At 65.4% G+C, this 18,126-nt stretch carries 17 protein-coding genes; 13 read left to right on the top strand and 4 right to left on the bottom strand.

Annotation, left to right across the window (positions count from 1 at the left end; genetic code table 11):
* The first annotated feature begins 1 nt into the window (after position 1).
* From galE to AC13CR_RS06815, 5 genes are read left to right on the top strand one after another with little or no spacing between them, the layout of a single operon-like run.
* Positions 2-988 carry a UDP-glucose 4-epimerase GalE gene (galE, locus tag AC13CR_RS06835; protein WP_335661980.1) on the top strand — a complete coding sequence of 329 codons (987 nt, stop codon included), beginning with the start codon at positions 2-4 and terminating at the stop codon, positions 986-988.
* Positions 988-2,127 carry a glycosyltransferase family 2 protein gene (locus tag AC13CR_RS06830; protein WP_446237021.1) on the top strand — a complete coding sequence of 380 codons (1,140 nt, stop codon included), beginning with the start codon at positions 988-990 and terminating at the stop codon, positions 2,125-2,127. The genes galE and AC13CR_RS06830 overlap by 1 nt, the downstream gene beginning before the upstream one ends.
* A complete protein-coding gene (locus tag AC13CR_RS06825) occupies positions 2,124-3,152 on the top strand; it encodes a glycosyltransferase family 2 protein (protein WP_292959149.1) in 1,029 nt (342 codons plus the stop codon). The genes AC13CR_RS06830 and AC13CR_RS06825 overlap by 4 nt, the downstream gene beginning before the upstream one ends.
* Positions 3,149-4,849: a DUF5927 domain-containing protein gene (locus AC13CR_RS06820; protein WP_446236123.1), complete on the top strand. Its 1,701-nt coding sequence runs from the start codon at positions 3,149-3,151 to the stop codon at positions 4,847-4,849. The genes AC13CR_RS06825 and AC13CR_RS06820 overlap by 4 nt, the downstream gene beginning before the upstream one ends.
* A complete protein-coding gene (locus tag AC13CR_RS06815) occupies positions 4,846-6,237 on the top strand; it encodes a hypothetical protein (RefSeq protein ID WP_292959147.1) in 1,392 nt (463 codons plus the stop codon). Before AC13CR_RS06820 ends, AC13CR_RS06815 begins: the two co-directional genes overlap by 4 nt.
* A gap of 40 nt (positions 6,238-6,277) precedes the next feature.
* Here AC13CR_RS06815 and AC13CR_RS06810 read toward each other — a convergent pair whose 3' ends face one another.
* Positions 6,278-7,666: a phosphohexomutase domain-containing protein gene (locus tag AC13CR_RS06810; protein ID WP_292959146.1), complete on the bottom strand. Its 1,389-nt coding sequence runs from the start codon at positions 7,664-7,666 to the stop codon at positions 6,278-6,280.
* Positions 7,667-7,807: 141 nt separating this feature from the next.
* On the opposite strand from AC13CR_RS06810, the gene AC13CR_RS06805 reads away from it, so the two are divergent.
* The 6 genes from AC13CR_RS06805 to AC13CR_RS06780 all read left to right on the top strand — a co-directional run bounded on the left by AC13CR_RS06805 (position 7,808) and on the right by AC13CR_RS06780 (position 12,104).
* A complete protein-coding gene (locus AC13CR_RS06805) occupies positions 7,808-8,209 on the top strand; it encodes a ketosteroid isomerase-related protein (RefSeq protein WP_292959145.1) in 402 nt (133 codons plus the stop codon).
* Positions 8,206-8,790, top strand: a complete 585-nt coding sequence (locus AC13CR_RS06800) for a GNAT family N-acetyltransferase (protein ID WP_292959144.1) — start codon at positions 8,206-8,208, stop codon at positions 8,788-8,790. Before AC13CR_RS06805 ends, AC13CR_RS06800 begins: the two co-directional genes overlap by 4 nt.
* On the top strand, positions 8,787-9,641 hold the full coding sequence (locus AC13CR_RS06795; protein WP_292959143.1) for a carbon-nitrogen hydrolase family protein: 855 nt from the start codon (positions 8,787-8,789) through the stop codon (positions 9,639-9,641). Before AC13CR_RS06800 ends, AC13CR_RS06795 begins: the two co-directional genes overlap by 4 nt.
* An 88-nt stretch (positions 9,642-9,729) precedes the next feature.
* Positions 9,730-10,152 carry an alternative ribosome rescue aminoacyl-tRNA hydrolase ArfB gene (arfB, locus tag AC13CR_RS06790; RefSeq protein ID WP_292959142.1) on the top strand — a complete coding sequence of 141 codons (423 nt, stop codon included), beginning with the start codon at positions 9,730-9,732 and terminating at the stop codon, positions 10,150-10,152.
* The gene (locus AC13CR_RS06785) at positions 10,149-10,640 is read left to right on the top strand and encodes an NUDIX hydrolase (protein ID WP_335661974.1); all 492 of its coding nucleotides are present in this window, start codon (positions 10,149-10,151) and stop codon (positions 10,638-10,640) included. The genes arfB and AC13CR_RS06785 overlap by 4 nt, the downstream gene beginning before the upstream one ends.
* 33 nt (positions 10,641-10,673) lie before the next feature.
* Positions 10,674-12,104 carry an inorganic phosphate transporter gene (locus tag AC13CR_RS06780; RefSeq protein WP_292959141.1) on the top strand — a complete coding sequence of 477 codons (1,431 nt, stop codon included), beginning with the start codon at positions 10,674-10,676 and terminating at the stop codon, positions 12,102-12,104.
* A gap of 8 nt (positions 12,105-12,112) precedes the next feature.
* Here the strand turns inward: AC13CR_RS06780 and pncB are convergent, their stop codons facing one another.
* Both pncB and pncA read right to left on the bottom strand, forming a co-directional pair.
* Positions 12,113-13,405, bottom strand: a complete 1,293-nt coding sequence (pncB, locus tag AC13CR_RS06775) for a nicotinate phosphoribosyltransferase (protein WP_292959140.1) — start codon at positions 13,403-13,405, stop codon at positions 12,113-12,115.
* 140 nt (positions 13,406-13,545) lie between these two features.
* Positions 13,546-14,142 (bottom strand): bifunctional nicotinamidase/pyrazinamidase, encoded by a 597-nt coding sequence (gene pncA, locus AC13CR_RS06770; RefSeq protein ID WP_292959139.1) that lies wholly within the window; start codon positions 14,140-14,142, stop codon positions 13,546-13,548.
* A 95-nt stretch (positions 14,143-14,237) separates the two neighbouring features.
* Here pncA and trhO point away from each other — a divergent pair, with 95 nt between their 5' ends.
* Together trhO and AC13CR_RS06760 are read left to right on the top strand one after the other, a co-directional pair.
* Positions 14,238-15,128 (top strand): oxygen-dependent tRNA uridine(34) hydroxylase TrhO, encoded by an 891-nt coding sequence (gene trhO, locus AC13CR_RS06765; protein WP_446232604.1) that lies wholly within the window; start codon positions 14,238-14,240, stop codon positions 15,126-15,128.
* Positions 15,129-15,230: 102 nt separating this feature from the next.
* Entirely contained in the window at positions 15,231-15,611 is a 381-nt protein-coding gene (locus tag AC13CR_RS06760; RefSeq protein WP_292959137.1) for a DoxX family membrane protein, read from the top strand.
* Positions 15,612-15,617: 6 nt separating this feature from the next.
* On the opposite strand, the gene AC13CR_RS06755 is transcribed toward AC13CR_RS06760, so the two are convergent.
* Positions 15,618-17,894, bottom strand: coding sequence for an NADP-dependent malic enzyme (locus AC13CR_RS06755; RefSeq protein WP_292959136.1), 2,277 nt, complete (start codon positions 17,892-17,894; stop codon positions 15,618-15,620).
* Positions 17,895-18,126 lie beyond the last annotated feature (232 nt).

Below are 18,126 nucleotides of genomic sequence, written 5' to 3'. Positions count from 1 at the left end.
GATGCCTGAAACGGTTCTCGTGACCGGCGGTGCCGGTTACATCGGCTCGCATGCCTGCAAGGCGCTGGCCACTGCCGGATATCGTCCGGTCGCGCTGGACAACCTTTCGACCGGCTGGCGTGACGCGGTGAAGTTCGGCCCGCTGGTCCAGGCCGATCTGATGGACCGCGCGGCCCTGGACGCGGCCTTCGCCGAGTATCGCCCGGTCGCGGTCATGCATTTCGCGGCGCTGAGCCAGGTGGGCGAGGCGATGAGCGAACCCGGCAGATACTGGCGAAACAATGTTGCCGGTTCGCTGAACCTGATCGAGGCGGCGGTCGCGGCGGATTGCCTGGATTTCGTCTTCAGCTCGACCTGCGCGACCTATGGCGACCGCGACGGCGAAATTCTGGACGAAGAGACGCCGCAGGCGCCGCTGAACGCCTATGGCGCCAGCAAGCGCGCGATCGAGGACATGTTGGCCGATTTCGGTGCGGCCCACGGGCTGCGGTCGGTGATCTTCCGCTATTTCAACGTCGCCGGTGCTGACCCCGATGCCGAAGTCGGCGAGTTTCACCGCCCCGAGACGCATCTGATCCCGCTGATCCTCGACGCTGTGGACGGACGGCGCGCCGCGCTGACCATCCACGGCACCGATTATCCGACCGATGACGGAACCTGCATCCGCGATTATGTCCATGTCATGGACCTGGTCGATGCCCATCTGGCCGGACTGGAATGGTTGCGGGCAGGCCGGGGCAGCCGGGTCTTCTGCCTGGGAACGGGCGCGGGCTTTTCCGTCCGCGAGGTGGTCGATGCGACCGGGCATGTCACCAACCGCGCCGTGCCGATGCAGGACGGACCGCGCCGGGGCGGCGATGCCGTCAAGCTGGTCTGCGGCAGCCAGCGCGCGCGGGACGAATTGGGCTGGAGGCCCGACCGCTCGACGATGAAGCAGATGATCGGCGATGCCTGGCGCTGGCACCAGAACGGCCGCTACGAGGGTTGATGGCGAAGGCGGCCCGACATGACGGGCGGGTGTGGCAGCTTTGGCTGCGCTATCGGCTTCGCTGGAAAAGACGGGAATTGTTGTGGCGTGCGATCCGGGCCGGTCGGCGGCTGAGCCCGGTGGCCGACCGCAGCGCCGGGATCCGGCGCGGCAATATCCTGTGTCTGGCCACGATCCGCAACGAGGCCGCGCGCCTGCCCCGGTTTCTGGCCCATTACCGCGGGCTTGGGGTCGCGCATTTCCTGATCGTGGACAATGACAGTGACGACGGCTCGGCCGAATTCCTGCGCATTCAGGGCGATGTCTCTCTGTGGCGCGCGCGCGGCAGCTATCGCGAGGCGCGCTTCGGGCTGGACTGGGTGAATGCGTTGCTGTTTCGCCACGGCCGCGGCCATTGGTGCGTGACCGCCGACGCCGACGAATTCCTGATCTATCCCGATTGGGAAGAACGCGATCTGCATGCGCTGACCGCGCATCTGGACGCGAACGGCATCGAGGCGATGGGCGCGCTGATGCTGGATCTGTATCCGCAGGGCGCCCTGGGCCGGGCCGACGCGCCCGAGGATGCGCCATTGTGGCTGCGTCTGCCCTATTTCGATGGCGGTCCCTATCGCTGCCGGACGATCCAGCCCCGCCGCAACCGCTGGGTGCAGGGCGGCGCGCGCGAGCGGGCCTTTTTCGCGACCGATCCCGCCCGCAGCCCGACCCTGAACAAGCTGCCGCTGGTGCGCTGGCGGGCGGGGCGGGTCTATGTGAACTCGACCCATTCCATGTTGCCGCCGCGGCTGAACGACGCCTGGGACGGGCCGGGCGATCCACGCCTGTCGGGCGTGTTGCTGCACGGCAAGTTTTTGCCCGATATCCTCGCGCGCTCGGCTGAGGAACTGACCCGCCGCCAGCATTTCCGCGATCCCCATGCCTATGCGGCCTATCACCGGGCCATCACCGAGGCTCCGGTCCTCTGGCACGAAGGATCCCGCCGCTTTGCCGGATGGCGGCAATTGCTGGATCTGGGCCTGATGGGCGCGGGCGAATGGCTGTCGGGTGGTGAACGGCCTTGTCAAACGCGGTCCGAGGCATCATTGCAAGCAATAACAGACATCAACACCAGACAACCGGGCCGCCCGAACCAGCAATGAAATCGATCAGCCGCCTGCCGATTCCGGACCGCCTGCGCCGCAGGGCCGAGCGGCAATTGCTGATCGCACGGGCTTTTGGCCGGCGCCGCGTGCTGCGGGTCGATGCCGACCGGACGCCGCTGATCAACAGGCACGATATCCTGGCCTTCGTCACCCTGCGCAACGAACGGGTGCGGCTGCCCTATTTCCTGGATTATTATCGCGACCTGGGGGTCCAGCATTTCCTGATGGTGGACAATGGCAGTTCGGATGGCAGTGCCGACTACCTGCGCCGTCAGGATGACGTGTCGTTGTGGCGCACCAATGCCGGCTACAAGAAAGCCCGGTTCGGAATGGACTGGCTGGGCTGGCTGCTGATGCGATACGGCAACGGCCATTGGTGCCTGACCGTCGATCCCGACGAGTTTCTTGTCTATCCGCATTGCGACACGCGGCCTCTTTCGGCGCTGACAAGCTGGCTGGATTCGATCGGGCGCCGCGCATTCCCGGCGATGCTGCTGGACATGTATCCGTCCGGCGGAATCGAGGATCAGCCGTATCGAGAAGGACAGAACCCGTTCGAGATCGCCCGTTTCTTCGATCCGGCGAATTATGCCATCAGCAAGAACGACTATTTCGGCAATCTCTGGATCCAGGGCGGTCCGCGGATGCGCGCCTTCTTTCCGCAGAACCCGCTGGCAGGACCGGCGCTGAACAAGATTCCGCTGGTCAGATGGTATTGGCGCTATGCCTATGTCAGTTCGACCCACATGCTGCTGCCGCGCCGCCTGAACCAGGTTTTCGACGAGGAGGGCGGCGAGATGGAATCGGGCGTGCTGCTGCATGCCAAGTTCCTGTCCACATTGGTCGAAAAATCTGCCGAAGAGCTTGACCGCCACCAGCATTACGCCAATTCCCAGGAGTATCGCGCCTATAATGCCGGGATCGAACGGGGGCTTCGCCTGTGGTGCGAGGAATCGCGCGAATACGGCGATTGGCGCCAGCTCGAAGATCTGGGCCTGATCAGCCGGGGAAACTGGGCATGATGCCGGGATCGGTCAGGCTGGGGGTGGTGCTGCTGTGCCATGCCGATCTGGACATCGCCGCGCGGATGGCCCGGATCTGGGCCGAAGGCGGCGCGCAGGTCTGCATCCATATCGACGCCAATGTCCGAGACCGGCATGTCGAGTTGATGCGCGTCGCGCTGGCCGATCTGAAGCGCGTCGCCTTTTCCGCCCGGCGACATCGCTGCAAGTGGGGGGCCTTCAGCCTGGTTCGCGCGACGCAGGACACGGCGGCGCAATTGCTGGCCGATCATCCCGACCTGACCCATGTTTATCTGGCCTCGGGGGCCTGTCTGCCACTGCGACCGGTCCGCGATCTGATCGCCTTTCTGGCGGCCGATCCGGAGCGCGACCATATCGAAAGCGTCAGCGCCTGGGATGTCGGCTGGACCGTTGGCGGGTTGAACGAGGAACGTTTCACCCTGTATTTCCCGTTCGACTGGCGCCGCCGGCGCTGGCTTTTCGATCGCTGCGTGGCATGGCAGCGGCGGCGGGGGATCCACCGCAGATTGCCCCCCGGCCTGTCGCCGCATCTGGGTTCGCAATGGTGGTGCCTGACGGCGACGACGCTGCGGGCGATCCTGGATGATCCCGACCGGCCCCGGCACGACCGCTTTTTCCGCTATAGCTGGATCCCGGATGAAAGCTATTTCCAGACGCTGGCCCGCCGCCATTCGGTCCAGATCGAAAGCCGGTCGCTGACGCTGGCCAAGTTCGATCATGAGGGTCGCCCGTTCCAGCTTTATGATGATCATGGCCAGATGCTCGAGGAATCGAACTGTTTCGTGGCGCGCAAGCTGTGGTCTGGCTCGGCGGGGCTTCTGGCGCGCTTTCCGCGCCGGGGCGAGGGCGCGCCCGATGTCAGCCCGCCCCGGCCCGCCCGGTTCGAGCGGATGATCACCCGCACCGTCCAGCGCCGGGTCCTGGGCCGGCCCGGCCTCTACATGCAGAGCCGCTTTCCGCGCAAGGATGCCGAGAACGGCAAGACCTCGGCTCCTTATGCCGTATTTCAGGGTTTCAGCGACATTTTCCCGAATTTCGAATCCTGGCTTCAGGATCAGGTGGCGGCCGATGTCCACGGCCATCTGCTGGGACCAGAAACGGTCGAATTCCGCGGTCGTCCCGGCATCGGGCCAGGCGCCATATCGTCGCATGTCGCGGTGCGAGACCGCGATCCGCAGGGCTTCCTGACAGCGCTGATCCGGATCGCGCCGCGGATGCAGATTTTCCAATTCGGCCCGCGCGACAATCAGGCGCTGAACTGGTTCATGGCCACCGATCCCAACGCTTGTCTGTTCGTGGTGACCGGGGCCTGGATGATGCCGCTGATCGATAGCGCCATGCCGTTCGACGATGTTCGCCGGATCAGCGCCCATTTGCAAAAGGTCGAGCTGGCGCAGTTGAACGTGCTGAATTCGGTCTGGGTGAAGGCACGGGTGCAGGTTCATGACCTGACCGACTTTCTGGCCCGTCCGCGGGCAATCCTGGACGATGCGCTGCGCCAGGTCGATCCGCAGCACCGGGGTCTTCCGGCGGGCGATCTGCCGCCTGTCCGCGACACGACCGGGCTGCCTGCGCTGTTGCGCCGGCTGCGCAATTCCGGCCTGCGCCCCCGGCTTGCCGGCGAGGCCCTGCCGCAAAACGAGGTCGCCACCGGCGAAAGGAACGCAGCCGAATGACCGAACCCTTCCGCAGCTTCGTGATCTTCGCCGAGATGCGCACCGGCTCGAACCTGCTCGAGGCGACGCTGAACGCGGTAAAGAAGGTGACCTGCTTCGGCGAGGCGTTCAACCCCTACATGATGGGCTGGCCCGACAGGGACGAGTTGCAAGGCGTCACCCGCGACCAGCGCGAGGCCGATCCGATGGCGCTGCTGAAAAGGCTGTTGGACCGGCCGGGGCATCTGCCGGGCTTCCGCTATTTTCATGACCATGATCCGCGCGTCTTCGACGCGATCATGGACGATCCGCGCTGCGCCAAGATCGTGCTGACCCGCAACCCGCTGGACAGCTATGTCTCGACCCGGCTGGCCTGGGCCACGAACCAGTGGAAATTGAACGAGACAGAGACGCCGATCCCCGCCACGATCACCTATGACGGGGCCGAATTTCGCGAAACGCTGTCGGCGATCGAGGATTTCCAGCTTCGTGTTCAGAATCGGTTGCAGACCAGCGGCCAGACGGCATTCTGGCTGGGCTACGACGATCTGCGCGACAGCGGCGTGATGACCGGCCTTCTGCACTGGCTGGGGCGGACCGATCTGGACCGGGTCGAACCGGCCCGCGATCAGGTGCCGCAGAACCCCCGCGAACTGGCCGGCAAGGTCACGAATTTCGATGCGATGCAGGCCGATCTGGCCAGCCTGGACCCGTTCCTGCTGCGCAAGATCCCGAATTTCGAGCCGCGTCGAGGCCCTGCCGTCCCCAGCCTGATCGCGGTCGAGGCAGGCCGTGGCCTGATCTGCATGCCGGTCAGGGGCGGCCCCACCGGACCCGTGCAGGACTGGATGGCTTCGCTGGGACCGTTGACGCGCGATTTTACCCAGACGACTCTGCGGCAATGGAAACGGGGCCATCCCGGCCATCGCAGCTTCACCGTGCTGCGCCATCCGCTGCACCGAGCCTGGGACGCCTTCATGCAGCTTCTGGGTGACGCGCCGCCGCCCTTGCGGCAGGTGATGCGCGAGGTTCATCGCGTGCCGCTGCCAAGGGACGATGCCCTGATGGACCTGACGGATGACCGCCTCGCCGCGCTTTTTGCGGATTTCCTCGGGTTTCTGAAGCGCAACCTGAACGGGCAGACGACGCTGCCCACGCATCCGAACTGGGCCAGCCAGTCCGAGGTCGTGGCCGGTTTCGCCCATTTCGCCGCGCCCGACATGGTGATCCGCGAGGATCGGATGGCAACCGATCTGGCCCATCTGGCCGACACCGCCGGTATCGTGGCGGCAACCTGCCCCCGGGCCGAGGACTGGCCCGCATTCCTGGATGACCCGGCGCTGGAACGGGCCGCGCATGCCGCCTATCTGCGCGACTACGCGACCTTCGGCTTTGCCGAACCGGCATAACCGGAACCGCCGCCCCGGCGGATGACCCTGCGCGACGCCGCTATCCTTTCAGGATCGCCGCCAGTTCCGCCTGTTTTTCCCGCACCAGCTCCGCATCGCCATCGGATTCGAGGTTCAGTCGCACCACCGGCTCGGTGTTCGACTTGCGCAGATTGAAGCGCCAGGTGCCGAAATCCAGCGACACGCCGTCAAGATCGTCGCGGCTGTCGGCCTTGTCCTCGTAGCGCCCGATCAGCCGGGCGATCGCGGCGTCGGGATCGTCGATGTGATAATTCGTCTCGCCCGAGGATGGATAAAGCCGCATCCGTTCCGACAGCAGTTCGGCCAGCGTCTGTCCCTTGCGCGACAGAAGTTCGATCATCAGCAGCCACGGAATCATGCCGCTGTCGCAATAATAGAAGTCGCGGAAATAATGATGCGCCGACATCTCGCCGCCATAGATCGCGCCGACATCACGCATCTTGCGCTTGATGAAGGCATGACCGGTCTTGCTGACCACGGCCTCGCCGCCCGCCTCCTCGATCATCGCGCGGGTGTTCATGATGACGCGGGGATCGTGGACGATCTTCTCGCCGGGCGACTTTTCCAGGAAGGCCGCGCCCAGCAGGCCCACGATATATTCGCCGGGAATGAATCGGCCGTTCTCGTCGAAAAAGAAGCAGCGGTCGAAATCGCCGTCCCAGGCCACGCCCAGATCGGCCTTTTCCTGTTTCATCTTCTCGACGGTCGGCGGCTGGTTCTCGGGCAGCAGCGGATTCGGGATGCCGTTGGGAAAGCTGCTGTCCACGTCATGGTGCATCCGCACGAACGTCAGTGGCGCGCCGCGGCGTTCCAGTTCGCTGGCGATCGCATCGAAGGTGGGTCCGGCGGTGCCGTTGCCCGCATTGACGACGATCTTCATCGGCCGCAGCGCCGAAATGTCCACGAAATCCGCCATCGCCCTGGCATATTCCGCGCGGGCATGGCTGAAATCGGTGACGCTGCCCTTTTTCGCCGCGGCAAAACGGCCCGACGTCGCCAGATCGACGATCGGCGGCAGTTCCGTTGCCGGATCCAGCGGCGCCGAACCGCGCCCGACGATCTTCATCCCGTTGTAGTTGATCGGATTATGCGACGCGGTCACCTCGATACCGCCATCCGTGTCTTGAAAGCCGGTGTGGAAATAGACCTCTTCCGTCCCCGCCAGTCCCAGATCCAGCACATCGGCGCCGCCATCTGTCAGCCCGTCGATCAGAGCCGCCGCCAGTTCCGGCGAGCTTTCGCGACTGTCGCGGCCGACCACGACGCACCTGGCCCGACGCGCCTCGGCGAAAGCCCGGCCGATCCTGTAGGCGACATCGGCGTCCAGGTTCTTGCCCAGTTCGCCGCGCACGTCATAGGCCTTGAAACAGGTGATCTCTCGCTTGCCCAGATTGGATTTGTCGGTCATCGGTTCCCCTCCTCCCTGCGCAGGGTCATTCATAGCGCTAGCAGCTTGGCATCAGAATTCAAGTCTGCGGCTGGTCCCTTGGCATCGGGTGACGCGGACCGCGAACGGCTTTAGAGAGGGCGAAACGCATATGAGGCTCAAATGGATGCAAAATCTCTGATCTCCGCCTATTTTCAGGCCTTCAATGACGGCCAGACCGACCGGATGCTGGATTTGCTGCATGAGGACATCGAACATCACGTCAATGAGGGCCGAATCCGCAAGGGCAAGGCGCTGTTTGCGGAATTCGGCCGCCACATGAGCCGTTCCTACCGCGAGACCCTGACCGACATGGTGATCTTCGCCAATGAGACGGGCGACCGTGCCGCTGCCGAATTCATGGTCAATGGCACCTATCTGAAGACTGATGAGGGCCTGCCAGAGGCGAAAGGTCAGACCTATCGCCTGCCGGCAGGGTCGTTCTTTTCCATTCGCGATGGCAGGATCGCGCGGGTGACCACCTACTACAACCTCGCCGATTGGGTGCAGCAGGTCAGCCGATGAGCGTTACCACCCGCGTCCTGACCGGAGAATCGCTGGCCGCCGCGCTGGATGATGTGGCCCGCCTGCGCATCGCCGTATTCCGCGACTGGCCCTATCTCTATGACGGGAATGCCGATTACGAACGCGATTACCTGCGTGCCTATCGGTCGCCGGGCGCCGTTGTCGTCGCGGCGATGGACGGTGCGCGCATCGTCGGTGCCGCGACGGGCGCGCCGATGACCGACCATGCCGAGGATTTTGCGACAGCCTTTGCGGACCGCCCGGAAAAGCTGTCGCGCATCTTCTATTGCGCCGAATCGGTGCTGCTGCCCGCCTATCGCGGGCGCGGGATCGGACACGCCTTTTTCGACGCGCGCGAGGCCCATGCCCGCGATCTGGGCCACGACTTTTCCGCCTTCTGCAGCGTGATCCGGCCGGCCGATCATCCGGCCCGCCCCGCAGACTATCGCCCGCTGGATGATTTCTGGCGCAAACGCGGCTATGCTCCGCTCGAGGGCGTGTTCGCGCGGTTTTCCTGGAAGGATCTGGGCCAGCCGCGCGAAACCGAAAAGAAACTGCAATTCTGGATGAGGCCATTGTGAAGATTGCCGCCGCCGCCTATCCGATCGACTGGCTTGACGATTTCGACGCCTACGAGACCAAGTTGACCCGCTGGGTCGCCGATGCCGAGGGCGCGGATCTGCTGGTCTTTCCAGAATACGGGGCGATGGAACTGGCCTCTCTCGGCGGGCGCAGCGTGGCGGGCGATCTGGAGGCATCGCTGCACGAGGTGGCGCGGCACGGCGATGCGGTCGCGGCCCTGCATGAACGCCTGACGGCGGAGTATGATTGCCATATCCTGGCGGCGTCCGGCCCCGCTTTCGAGGGTGGGCGGCCGACGAATCGCGCAGTGCTGTATGGACCGGGCGGACGGATCGGACATCAGGACAAGCAGATCATGACCCGGTTCGAGCGCGACGACTGGGATGTCGCCGGGGCTCCGGGCCTGCGGGTTTTCGATACAGCGCTTGGCCGGATCGGGGTGCTGATCTGCTATGACAGCGAATTTCCCCTGCTGGCCCGCCCGCTGGCCGAGGCGGGGATGGAATTGCTTCTGGTGCCGTCGTGTACCGACACGGTGGCGGGTTTTCACCGCGTCCGCATCGGCGCGATGGCACGAGCCCTGGAATGCCAGTGCGTCGTGGTTCACGCCCCGACCGTGGGCGACGTGGACTGGAACCCGGCGATAGACGTCAATCACGGGCGCGCCGCGATCTATGGCCCTCCGGATGGGTTCTGGCCCGAAACCGGCATCATCGCCGAAGGCGCGATGGATGAGCCCGGCTGGGTAATGGCCCGGATCGATCTGTCTCGCGTCGCCAGAAGCCGCGCCGACGGGGCGGTCCTGCCTTTCGCCCACTGGCCGGAATCGGAAAAATCGCGCCTCGTCTGAGACCTTTTCGCGTCATCTGGGCGCGAATTTACCAGGCGTTAATGAAAACTGCTTTAAATGGCGGCATCACAAGCCATATCTTGTGGTCATGCTTTATATCACAGACAAGATAACTATCGAGGAATGGGAGCTTTCGGAAAACTTCACCCGGTCGCAGGGACCGGGCGGGCAGAATGTGAACAAGGTCGAGACAGCGGTCGAGTTGCGGTTCGAGGCGGAGCGATCTCCCAACCTCGCCGATCCGGTCAAGCGGCGGCTGCAACGGCTTGCCGGACGACGCTGGACGCAGGACGGGGCAGTGGTGATCCTGGTGCAGGAAACCCGCTCGCAGGCGCGCAACCGCGAGATCGCGCGTGACCGGATGGCGGATCTGATCCGGCGCGCCAGCGTCGCGCCCAAGCGACGCATCGCCACCCGGCCGACATTGGGCAGCCAGCGGAGGCGGCTGAAGGCCAAGGCCAGTCGCGGGCAGGTGAAGGCGATGCGGGGAAAGGTGGAGACGGACGAGTGACGCTGCTGGGGAAATCGTTGCGGATGCTGGTCGGCAAGCGCCCGCCCGCCTTGCAGGTCGGCGCCCTGTGTCTTCGACCGCGGGACGGCAAGGTGCTGATGATCACCAGCCGCGGCACCGGGCGCTGGATCATTCCCAAAGGCTGGCCCATGCCGGGGCATTCGCTGGCCGGCGCGGCCGGTCGCGAAGCCTGGGAGGAAGCGGGCGCCGAGGGACGGACAGGCCATCGCGAACTGGGGCGCTACATCTATGACAAGGTGCAGGACAGCGGCTTTGCCGTGCCGGTCGAGGTCCATGTCTTTCCGCTGCATGTCGATCGGCTGAGTGATGTCTATCCCGAATCCGGCCAGCGGCATCGGGAATGGTTCGCGCCCGGGCGCGCCGCGCAACTGGTCGCCGAACCGGGCCTCGCTGCGATTCTGCGGGGTCTTGGTGCGGGCGCCGATGTGAAGACGGATACCGTCTTGCGCCCGCGCGGGAGCCGCTGATCCGGTGGCCGGTGTCATGTGGAGAACGCCGAAATGAGCGGACCCGGCCGCCCCTTTCACACATTGGACAAGGATCTGGGCCGGATCACCCATGTCGAGACGGCGCAGCTCTACGCCTTTCGGCCCGTCTGGCGACTGGGGCTGGCGGTGTTGGCGCTGGTTGCGCTGCTGATCCTGGCGATCGGGCTGACCGGGCGCGATGCGGGGGCGGTCGGCTTCGGCGCGGGACTGGTCGTGGCGGGCTGGCTGGGGCTGGCCATCGGCTCGAACGATGTGGCGAATTCGCTGGGTCCAGCCGTCGGCGCCGGTGCCATCGGCCTGCTGCCCGGCCTGGTCCTCGTTGCGCTGGCCCAGATCGCGGGGGCGTCGCTGGCGGGCGGTGCCGTCACCGACAGGCTGGCCAGCGGCATCTTTGATCCGGGGATGCTGGAAAGCGGGCTGAGGGCGCAGATGGCGATGCTGGCGGCGCTGATCGGGGCGGCCTGCTGGATCACGCTGGCGACCGGCATCGGCCTGCCGGTCAGCACCTCGCATTCCATCGTTGGCGGCCTTGCCGGGGCAGGAATCGCCGCGCTTGGCGCGTCGTCGCTGGATTGGCCGTCCCTGGCGATGATCGCGCTGGTCTGGATCATCGCGCCGGTGGTCTCGGGGGCGCTGGCGGCGGCGGTATTGATCTTGCTGCGGATCAAGGTGATGGTGGCCGCGGATCGGGTCGCGGCGGCGCAAATCTGGCTGCCGCCGCTGGTCGGCGTGATGAGCGGATTGTTCGTCACGTATCTTGGCCTGCTGGCCTCGATCGCGACCACCGGGATGTTGCTGGCCGGGCTGATCGCCGGATTGCTGGCCGATCGCCTGATGCGGCGGCATCTGCGGTCGGCCTTCGTGCTGCGCGGCGAGAAGCCCAGCAGCAAAAGGCTGTTCCGGCCGCCGCTGCTGGCTGCGGTGGTGCCGCTGGCCTTCGCGCATGGTGCGAATGATGTCGGCAATGTCGCCGGGCCGCTGACCGTGATCGTGACCGCGCGCGGCGGTGAGGCCGGGGGCCAGGTATCGCTGGTCGCCATCCTTCTGGCCGCTTTTGCCATTGCGGTGGGCACGCTGTTTTTCGGGCGCAGGCTGGTGCGGATGGTCGGCAGCGGCATCACGCGGCTGAACGCGGGCCGTGCCTTCTGCGTCTCGCTGTCCACGGCGGCGACGGTTCTGGCGGCATCCTGGGCAGGGCTGCCGGTCTCGACCACCCATATCGCCGTCGGCGGCATTTTCGGCGTCGGTTTCGCGCGTGAATGGCTGGACCGCCGGCAAAGGCGCCAGCGCGAGGTCATGCCGGCGGAAGAGGCGCGGCGGCGCCGGCTGATCCGGCGCAGCCACGTCGCGACGATCACGACCGCCTGGCTGGTGACGGTGCCGCTGACCGCGCTGATGGGCTGGCTGGCCTGCGTGCTGATCCTTGCCGCGACGCCGGGCTGAAAGGGCCGCTAGACGACCACGTCCAGCAGCGCCTGATGTCCGACGTCGAAGACGCGCTTGTAGCGTTCGATCTCGGCCGCCGGGCCCATCGCCTTGGCAGGGTTGTCCGACAGCTTGACCGTGGGCCGTCCATCCGCAGCGACCGCCTTGCAGACCAGGCTGAACGGTGCCAGCCCGTCGCCCGGCACGAAGCCGCGAAAATCGTTGGTCAGCAACGTGCCCCAGCCAAAGCTGACCTTGACCCGGCCGTGAAATTGTCGATGCAGCGCCACGATCCTGTCCACATCCAGCCCATCCGAGAAGATGATCAGCTTCTGCCGAGGATCCTCGCCCCGGTCCCGCCACCAGCGGATCGCGGCCTCGGCGCCCTCGGCCGGTGCGCCGCTGTCGATGCGGATCCCGGTCCAGCCCGCCAGCCAGTCGGGCGCGTGTTTCAGAAAACCCTCGGTGCCATAGGTGTCGGGCAGGATGATGCGCAGATTGCCCTCGTGTTCCTCATGCCAGTCGGCCAGCACCTCGTAGGGGGCCTGCCGCAACTCGGCGTCGCTGTCGGCCAGCGCGGCATAGATCATCGGCAATTCGTGCGCATTGGTGCCGATTGCCTCGATGTCGCGCCGCATGGCGATGAGACAGTTCGAGGTGCCGGTGAACCGTTCGCCCAGGCCCTCGATCATCGCCTGCACGCACCAGTCCTGCCACAGGAAGCTGTGCCTGCGCCGCGTGCCGAAATCGGCGATGCGCAGATCGGTCAACTGGCGCAGGGTCTGGACCTTTTCCCACAGCCGGGTCATGGCGCGGGCATAGAGAACCTGCAATTCGAACCGCCCCATGTCCTTCAGCACGGCGCGCGAGCGAAGTTCCATCAGGATGGCAAGGGCGGGGATTTCCCACAGCATGACCTGCGGCCAGGTGCCTTCAAAGGTCAGCTCGTACTGGCCCTTGCGCTTTTCAAGCTGGTAGGGCGGCAGGCGCAGCCCTTCGAGGAATTCCATGAAATCGGGGCGAAACATCTGTCGCTTGCCGTAGAAGGTGTTGCCACGCAGCCACGTGCTTTCGCCGCGCGACAGGCTGAGGCTGCGCACATGGTCCAGCTGCTCGCGCAATTCGCCCTCGTCGATCAGTTCGGCCAGGCGGACGGTCTTCGTGCGGTTGATCAGGCTGAAGGTGACGCTGGTATCGGGCCGATTGCGAAAGATCGACTGGCACATCAGCAGCTTGTAGAAATCGGTGTCGATCAGCGACCGGACAATCGGGTCGATCTTCCATTTGTGGTTATAGACGCGCGAGGCGATATCGACCATGACAAGTCCCCCTGTAGCATGTCATTCGTGCCCCGAAAGACGCGGCCGCCGCAAGGCCGGGAAACGGGAAAGACGGCATCGCCCCGGCCCGTGCCGGTCTGAACCCATCCTGGGGCCGGCGGTGGCAGGAGGATGAGGGGTCAGGTCAGGGTCACGCCGGCCGCGCGCATGGCCTGTTGGGCCGCGCCCTTGCTGCCGTCCAGGTCGATGGCGCGGGTTGCGGATTCGATCACGCGGGCGGCAAAGCCCAGCTTCGCGGCGTCGATGGCGCTCCAGGCGACGCAGAAATCATGGGCAAGGCCCACGAAGGTCAGTTCCGTCAGGCCGCGTTCGCGCAGATAGCCGGCCAGCCCGGTCGGGGTCTTGTGGTCGTTCTCGAAAAACGCCGAATAGCTGTCGATGCTGGCGCGAAACCCCTTGCGGATGATCATGTCCGCCCGCGACACGTCGAGGCCGGGCACGAAATCCGCCCCGGTGCCGCCGATGACGCAGTGCCTGGGCCAAAGGACCTGCGGCCCATAGGGCATCTGGACCAGACTGAAAGGGTCGGCCCCCGGATGGTTGTCGGCAAAGCTGGCATGTCCGGCCGGATGCCAGTCCTGGGTCAGCACCACCGCGTCGAAATCATCCATCATCGCGTTGATCGTCCGGGCAAGTTCATCGCCGCCGGCGACCGCCAGCGCGCCGCCCGGGCAGAAGTCGTTTTGCAGATCGATGACGATCAGGGCCTTCGGCATCGGCGGCCTCCTTTGCGGTTCGTCCATGGGTAGAAAGCGGCGGCGCCTGCGTCAATGGCTTGCCATGACCGCTCCGCCTAGCTTATGCCGCGCCCATGCCGATTGTCGCCGCCCTCTATCAATTCACCCGGCTCGCGGATCCAGCCGCGTTGCGTGCGCCGTTGCTGGCCCTGTGCGAGGCGCAGGGTATTCGCGGCACCCTGCTTCTGGCGCCCGAGGGGATCAACGGCACCCTCGCCGGCGAACGCGAGGGCATCGACACGGTGCAGACCCATATCCGCGCCTTGCCGGGCTGCGCCGGGCTGGACTGGAAGGAAAGCCGGGCCAGGGCCATGCCCTTTGGCCGCATGAAGGTGCGCCTGAAGCGCGAGATCGTGACCATGGGTCAGCCCGAGGTGGATCCGGGTTCGGCGGTCGGGCGCTATGTCGCGCCATGCGACTGGAACGCGCTGATCGCCGCATCCGACGTCGTCGTGATCGATACCCGCAACGATTACGAGACGGCCATCGGCACCTTCGAGGGCGCCGTGGATCCTCAAACACGTTCTTTCCGCGACTTTCCGGCGTGGTGGCAGGCCAATGCGCATCGTTTCGAAGGCAAGCGGATCGCGATGTTCTGCACCGGCGGCATCCGCTGCGAGAAATCCACGAATTACCTGCTGTCCCAGGGCGTCGGGAATGTCTTCCACCTCAGGGGCGGTATCCTGAAATATCTCGAAGACGTGCCTGAGCCTGACAGCCTGTGGCGCGGCGAATGTTTCGTCTTCGACCGGCGCGTCAGCCTGGGCCACGGCCTGAAGCAGGGGCAATACGGATTGTGCCACGCCTGCCGCCGCCCGCTGGCGCCCGGCGACCGCGCAAGGCCGGACTACGAGGAAGGCGTCTCGTGCCATCGCTGCGCGGATGAATATGACGACGCCGACCGCGCGCGATTCCGCGAACGCCAGCGGCAATTCGATCTGGCACGCCACAGGAACGCGGGATGAGCCGCTGTTCCCTTTTCCGGCAATCGCTGGCAGCCATTGGCATACCGGGAATTGCGGACGACCGGATCGTTGACCCGGACCCGCTGCGGGCAGGGCGCTGAGATGTCGGAACGCGCGATCGGTGATCTTCTGGATCTTCTGGGCCGGTTGCTGATCGCGGTCCTTTTCGCGGGCGGGGCGATCCAGAAACTGACCGATCCGGCGGCCGTCCAGCAATTGCTGGATCTCGCGGGATTGCCGGGCGTTCTGGTCTGGCCGCTGGCGGCGATGAATCTGGCCGCGGCCCTTGGTCTGTTGCTGGGGCCGAAGGTGACCTGGTGGGCGCTGCTGCTTGCCGCCTATTGCATCGCGACAAGCTGGTTCCACTGGCAGTTGCGGGCCGATCCCTGGCAGGTGACGATCGTGGTCAAGAACTGGTCCATCGCGGGCGGGCTGCTGATCCTGGCGGCCAACGGTCCACGCCGCTTCGTGATCTGGCGATAGCGCGGCTCAGCGCGTCTGGCCCAGCCCGCCGGCGGCGATGGCAGCCATGTTCAGGATGTCGTTCACGGTCGAGTTGGTGGAACAGATCTGGATCGGCTTCGGCACGCCTGTCAGGATCGGCCCGATCACCGTCGCGCCCGCCATTTCCTGCATCAGCTTGACGCTGATCGAGGCCGAATGCCGCGCCGGCACGACCAGCACATTCGCGGGTCCGGTCAGGCGGCTGAACGGATAGCGCGCGGCGGCATCCATGTTCAGCGCCACGTCCACGGTCATCTCGCCCTCGTATTCGAAATCGACGCCGCGTGCGTCCAGCACCTCGGGCGCCTCGGCCATCTTGATCGCGCGTTCGCTGATCGGATAGCCGAAATTCGAGAAGGACAGGAAGGCCACGCGCGGATCGAGGCCCAGCCCCCGCGCGACATGCGCGCCGCGGGTGGCGATATCGGCCAGGTCCTCGGCCTCGGGCCATTCATGGACCAGCGTGTCGCCGATCAGCACCACCCGACCCTTGTGCAGAACGCCGGTAATGCCCACCGCGCCATCCTGCGGACGCAGGTCGAAGACCTGCCCGATCTGGGCCAGGACATGCGCGTTCTTGCGCGTGGCGCCGGTCACCAGCCCGTCGCCGTGGCCATGCGCCAGCATCAGCGCGGCAAAGACGTGGCGGTCGCGATTGGCCAGTTTCAGCACGTCCTCGCGGTCCACGCCCTTGCGTTGCAGGCGCGCATAGAGGAAGTCGTGATAGGCATCCAGGTGGCGCGTGTTGCCGGCATTGACGACCGCGATCTCGCGCACCGCATCGACGAGGCCGGCGGCTTCCAGCTTTTCGCGCACGTCGGCCTCGCGGCCCACGACCAGCGCCTGACCCATCCCGCCACGCTGCCAGGCCACGGCGGCGCGCAGCACGCGGGGATCATCGCCCTCGGCAAAGATCATCCGCGCCTGTTTCCTTCTGGCACGGGCATGAATGCCCTGCAGGATCGCCGCAGTCGGGTCCATCCGGGCCTGCAGCGCCTGGATATAGCCCTCCATGTCGATGATCGGGCGCCGCGCGACGCCGGTATCCATGCCGGCCTTGGCGACGGCAGGCGGCACCACATGGATCAGGCGCGGATCGAAGGGCGTCGGGATGATGTAGTCGCGGCCGAATTGCAGCTTGAGGCCATAGGCCACGGCCACCTCGTCGGGCACGTCCTCGCGCGCCAGCCGCGCCAGCGCCTCGGCGCAGGCGATCTTCATCTCGTCGTTGATCGCGCGGGCGTGAATGTCCAGCGCGCCGCGGAACAGATAGGGGAAACCCAGCACGTTGTTGACCTGGTTGGGATAATCGCTGCGACCGGTGGCGATGATGGCGTCGGGGCGAACGGCGCGGGCATCCTCGGGGGTGATTTCGGGGTCGGGATTGGCCATCGCGAAGATGACCGGATTGTCGGCCATGCCGGCGACCATGTCCTGCGTCACCGCGCCCCTGGCGCTGACGCCCAGAAACACGTCCGCGCCCTTCATCGCATCCTCCAGGCTCCGCGCCTCGGTCTGGACCGCATGGGCCGATTTCCACTGGTTCATGCCCTCGGTCCGGCCCTGCCAGATTACCCCCTTGGTGTCGCACATCAGGCAGTTCTCGTGCCGCGCGCCCATGGATTTCAGCAATTCCAGGCAGGCGATCCCGGCGGCGCCAGCGCCGTTCAGCACGATCCGCACATCCTCGATCCGCTTGCCCGACAATTCCAGTGCGTTGATCAGGCCCGCCGCGCAGATCACCGCCGTTCCGTGCTGGTCGTCATGGAAGACCGGGATGTCCATGATCTCTTTCAGCCGGCTTTCGATGATGAAACATTCCGGGGCCTTGATGTCTTCCAGGTTGATGCCGCCGAAGGTCGGTCCCATCAGCCGCACGGCATTGATGAATTCGTCCGGATCCTCGGTATCCAGTTCGATGTCGATGGCATTCACGTCGGCAAAGCGCTTGAACAGCACCGCCTTGCCCTCCATCACCGGCTTGCTGGCCAGCGCACCCAGGTTTCCCATCCCCAAAATCGCCGTCCCGTTCGAGATGACGGCGACCATGTTGCCCTTGGTGGTGTAGTCATAGGCCGTCTCGGGGTGGTCGGCGATGGCCTGCACCGGCACGGCGACGCCGGGCGAATAGGCCAGCGACAGATCGCGTTGCGTCGTCATCGGGGTCGAGGCGACGATGTCGTATTTGCCCGGATAAGGCTCCATGTGATAGGCCAGCGCCTCTTCCGGCGTGATCCGGCTGCGGCGTGTCTTGTCGCTCATGGTGTTCCCCTTCCGTCGCGGCGTCGAACCTGATTACAGCGGCCGGGCTCTCGTCTCAATCTGTTCGGACGGCCCGCCATCGTGTTGACACGCTGTCAAGACCCGCCATTGTCGGGCGGTGTATCTGACGGGGACAAGTCTTGGCTAGGAAAATCATCGTTCATATTGGGCAGCCGAAAACCGGCACGACCAGTTTGCAGGCTGCTCTTCTCAAAGGATAAAAGCATCTCCT

Source organism: Paracoccus sp. L-17 (genome assembly GCF_056857655.1).
The sequence above is the reverse complement of the archived record's forward strand: the minus strand, read 5'-3'. Positions and strand labels throughout refer to the sequence as shown.

Excerpts from the sequence above, each read along its gene's own strand:
- pncA (WP_292959139.1), bottom strand. The coding sequence starts at position 14,142 with ATGCCGAAGGCCCTGATCGTCATCGATCTGCAAAACGACTTCTGCCCG.
- galE (WP_335661980.1), top strand. The coding sequence starts at position 2 with ATGCCTGAAACGGTTCTCGTGACCGGCGGTGCCGGTTACATCGGCTCG.
- arfB (WP_292959142.1), top strand. The coding sequence starts at position 9,730 with ATGCTTTATATCACAGACAAGATAACTATCGAGGAATGGGAGCTTTCG.
- AC13CR_RS06830 (WP_446237021.1), top strand. The coding sequence starts at position 988 with ATGGCGAAGGCGGCCCGACATGACGGGCGGGTGTGGCAGCTTTGGCTG.
- AC13CR_RS06810 (WP_292959146.1), bottom strand. The coding sequence starts at position 7,666 with ATGACCGACAAATCCAATCTGGGCAAGCGAGAGATCACCTGTTTCAAG.
- AC13CR_RS06780 (WP_292959141.1), top strand. The coding sequence starts at position 10,674 with ATGAGCGGACCCGGCCGCCCCTTTCACACATTGGACAAGGATCTGGGC.
- AC13CR_RS06755 (WP_292959136.1), bottom strand. The coding sequence starts at position 17,894 with ATGAGCGACAAGACACGCCGCAGCCGGATCACGCCGGAAGAGGCGCTG.
- AC13CR_RS06800 (WP_292959144.1), top strand. The coding sequence starts at position 8,206 with ATGAGCGTTACCACCCGCGTCCTGACCGGAGAATCGCTGGCCGCCGCG.
- AC13CR_RS06815 (WP_292959147.1), top strand. The coding sequence starts at position 4,846 with ATGACCGAACCCTTCCGCAGCTTCGTGATCTTCGCCGAGATGCGCACC.
- AC13CR_RS06760 (WP_292959137.1), top strand. The coding sequence starts at position 15,231 with ATGTCGGAACGCGCGATCGGTGATCTTCTGGATCTTCTGGGCCGGTTG.
- AC13CR_RS06805 (WP_292959145.1), top strand. The coding sequence starts at position 7,808 with ATGGATGCAAAATCTCTGATCTCCGCCTATTTTCAGGCCTTCAATGAC.
- trhO (WP_446232604.1), top strand. The coding sequence starts at position 14,238 with ATGCCGATTGTCGCCGCCCTCTATCAATTCACCCGGCTCGCGGATCCA.
- pncB (WP_292959140.1), bottom strand. The coding sequence starts at position 13,405 with ATGGTCGATATCGCCTCGCGCGTCTATAACCACAAATGGAAGATCGAC.
- AC13CR_RS06820 (WP_446236123.1), top strand. The coding sequence starts at position 3,149 with ATGATGCCGGGATCGGTCAGGCTGGGGGTGGTGCTGCTGTGCCATGCC.
- AC13CR_RS06825 (WP_292959149.1), top strand. The coding sequence starts at position 2,124 with ATGAAATCGATCAGCCGCCTGCCGATTCCGGACCGCCTGCGCCGCAGG.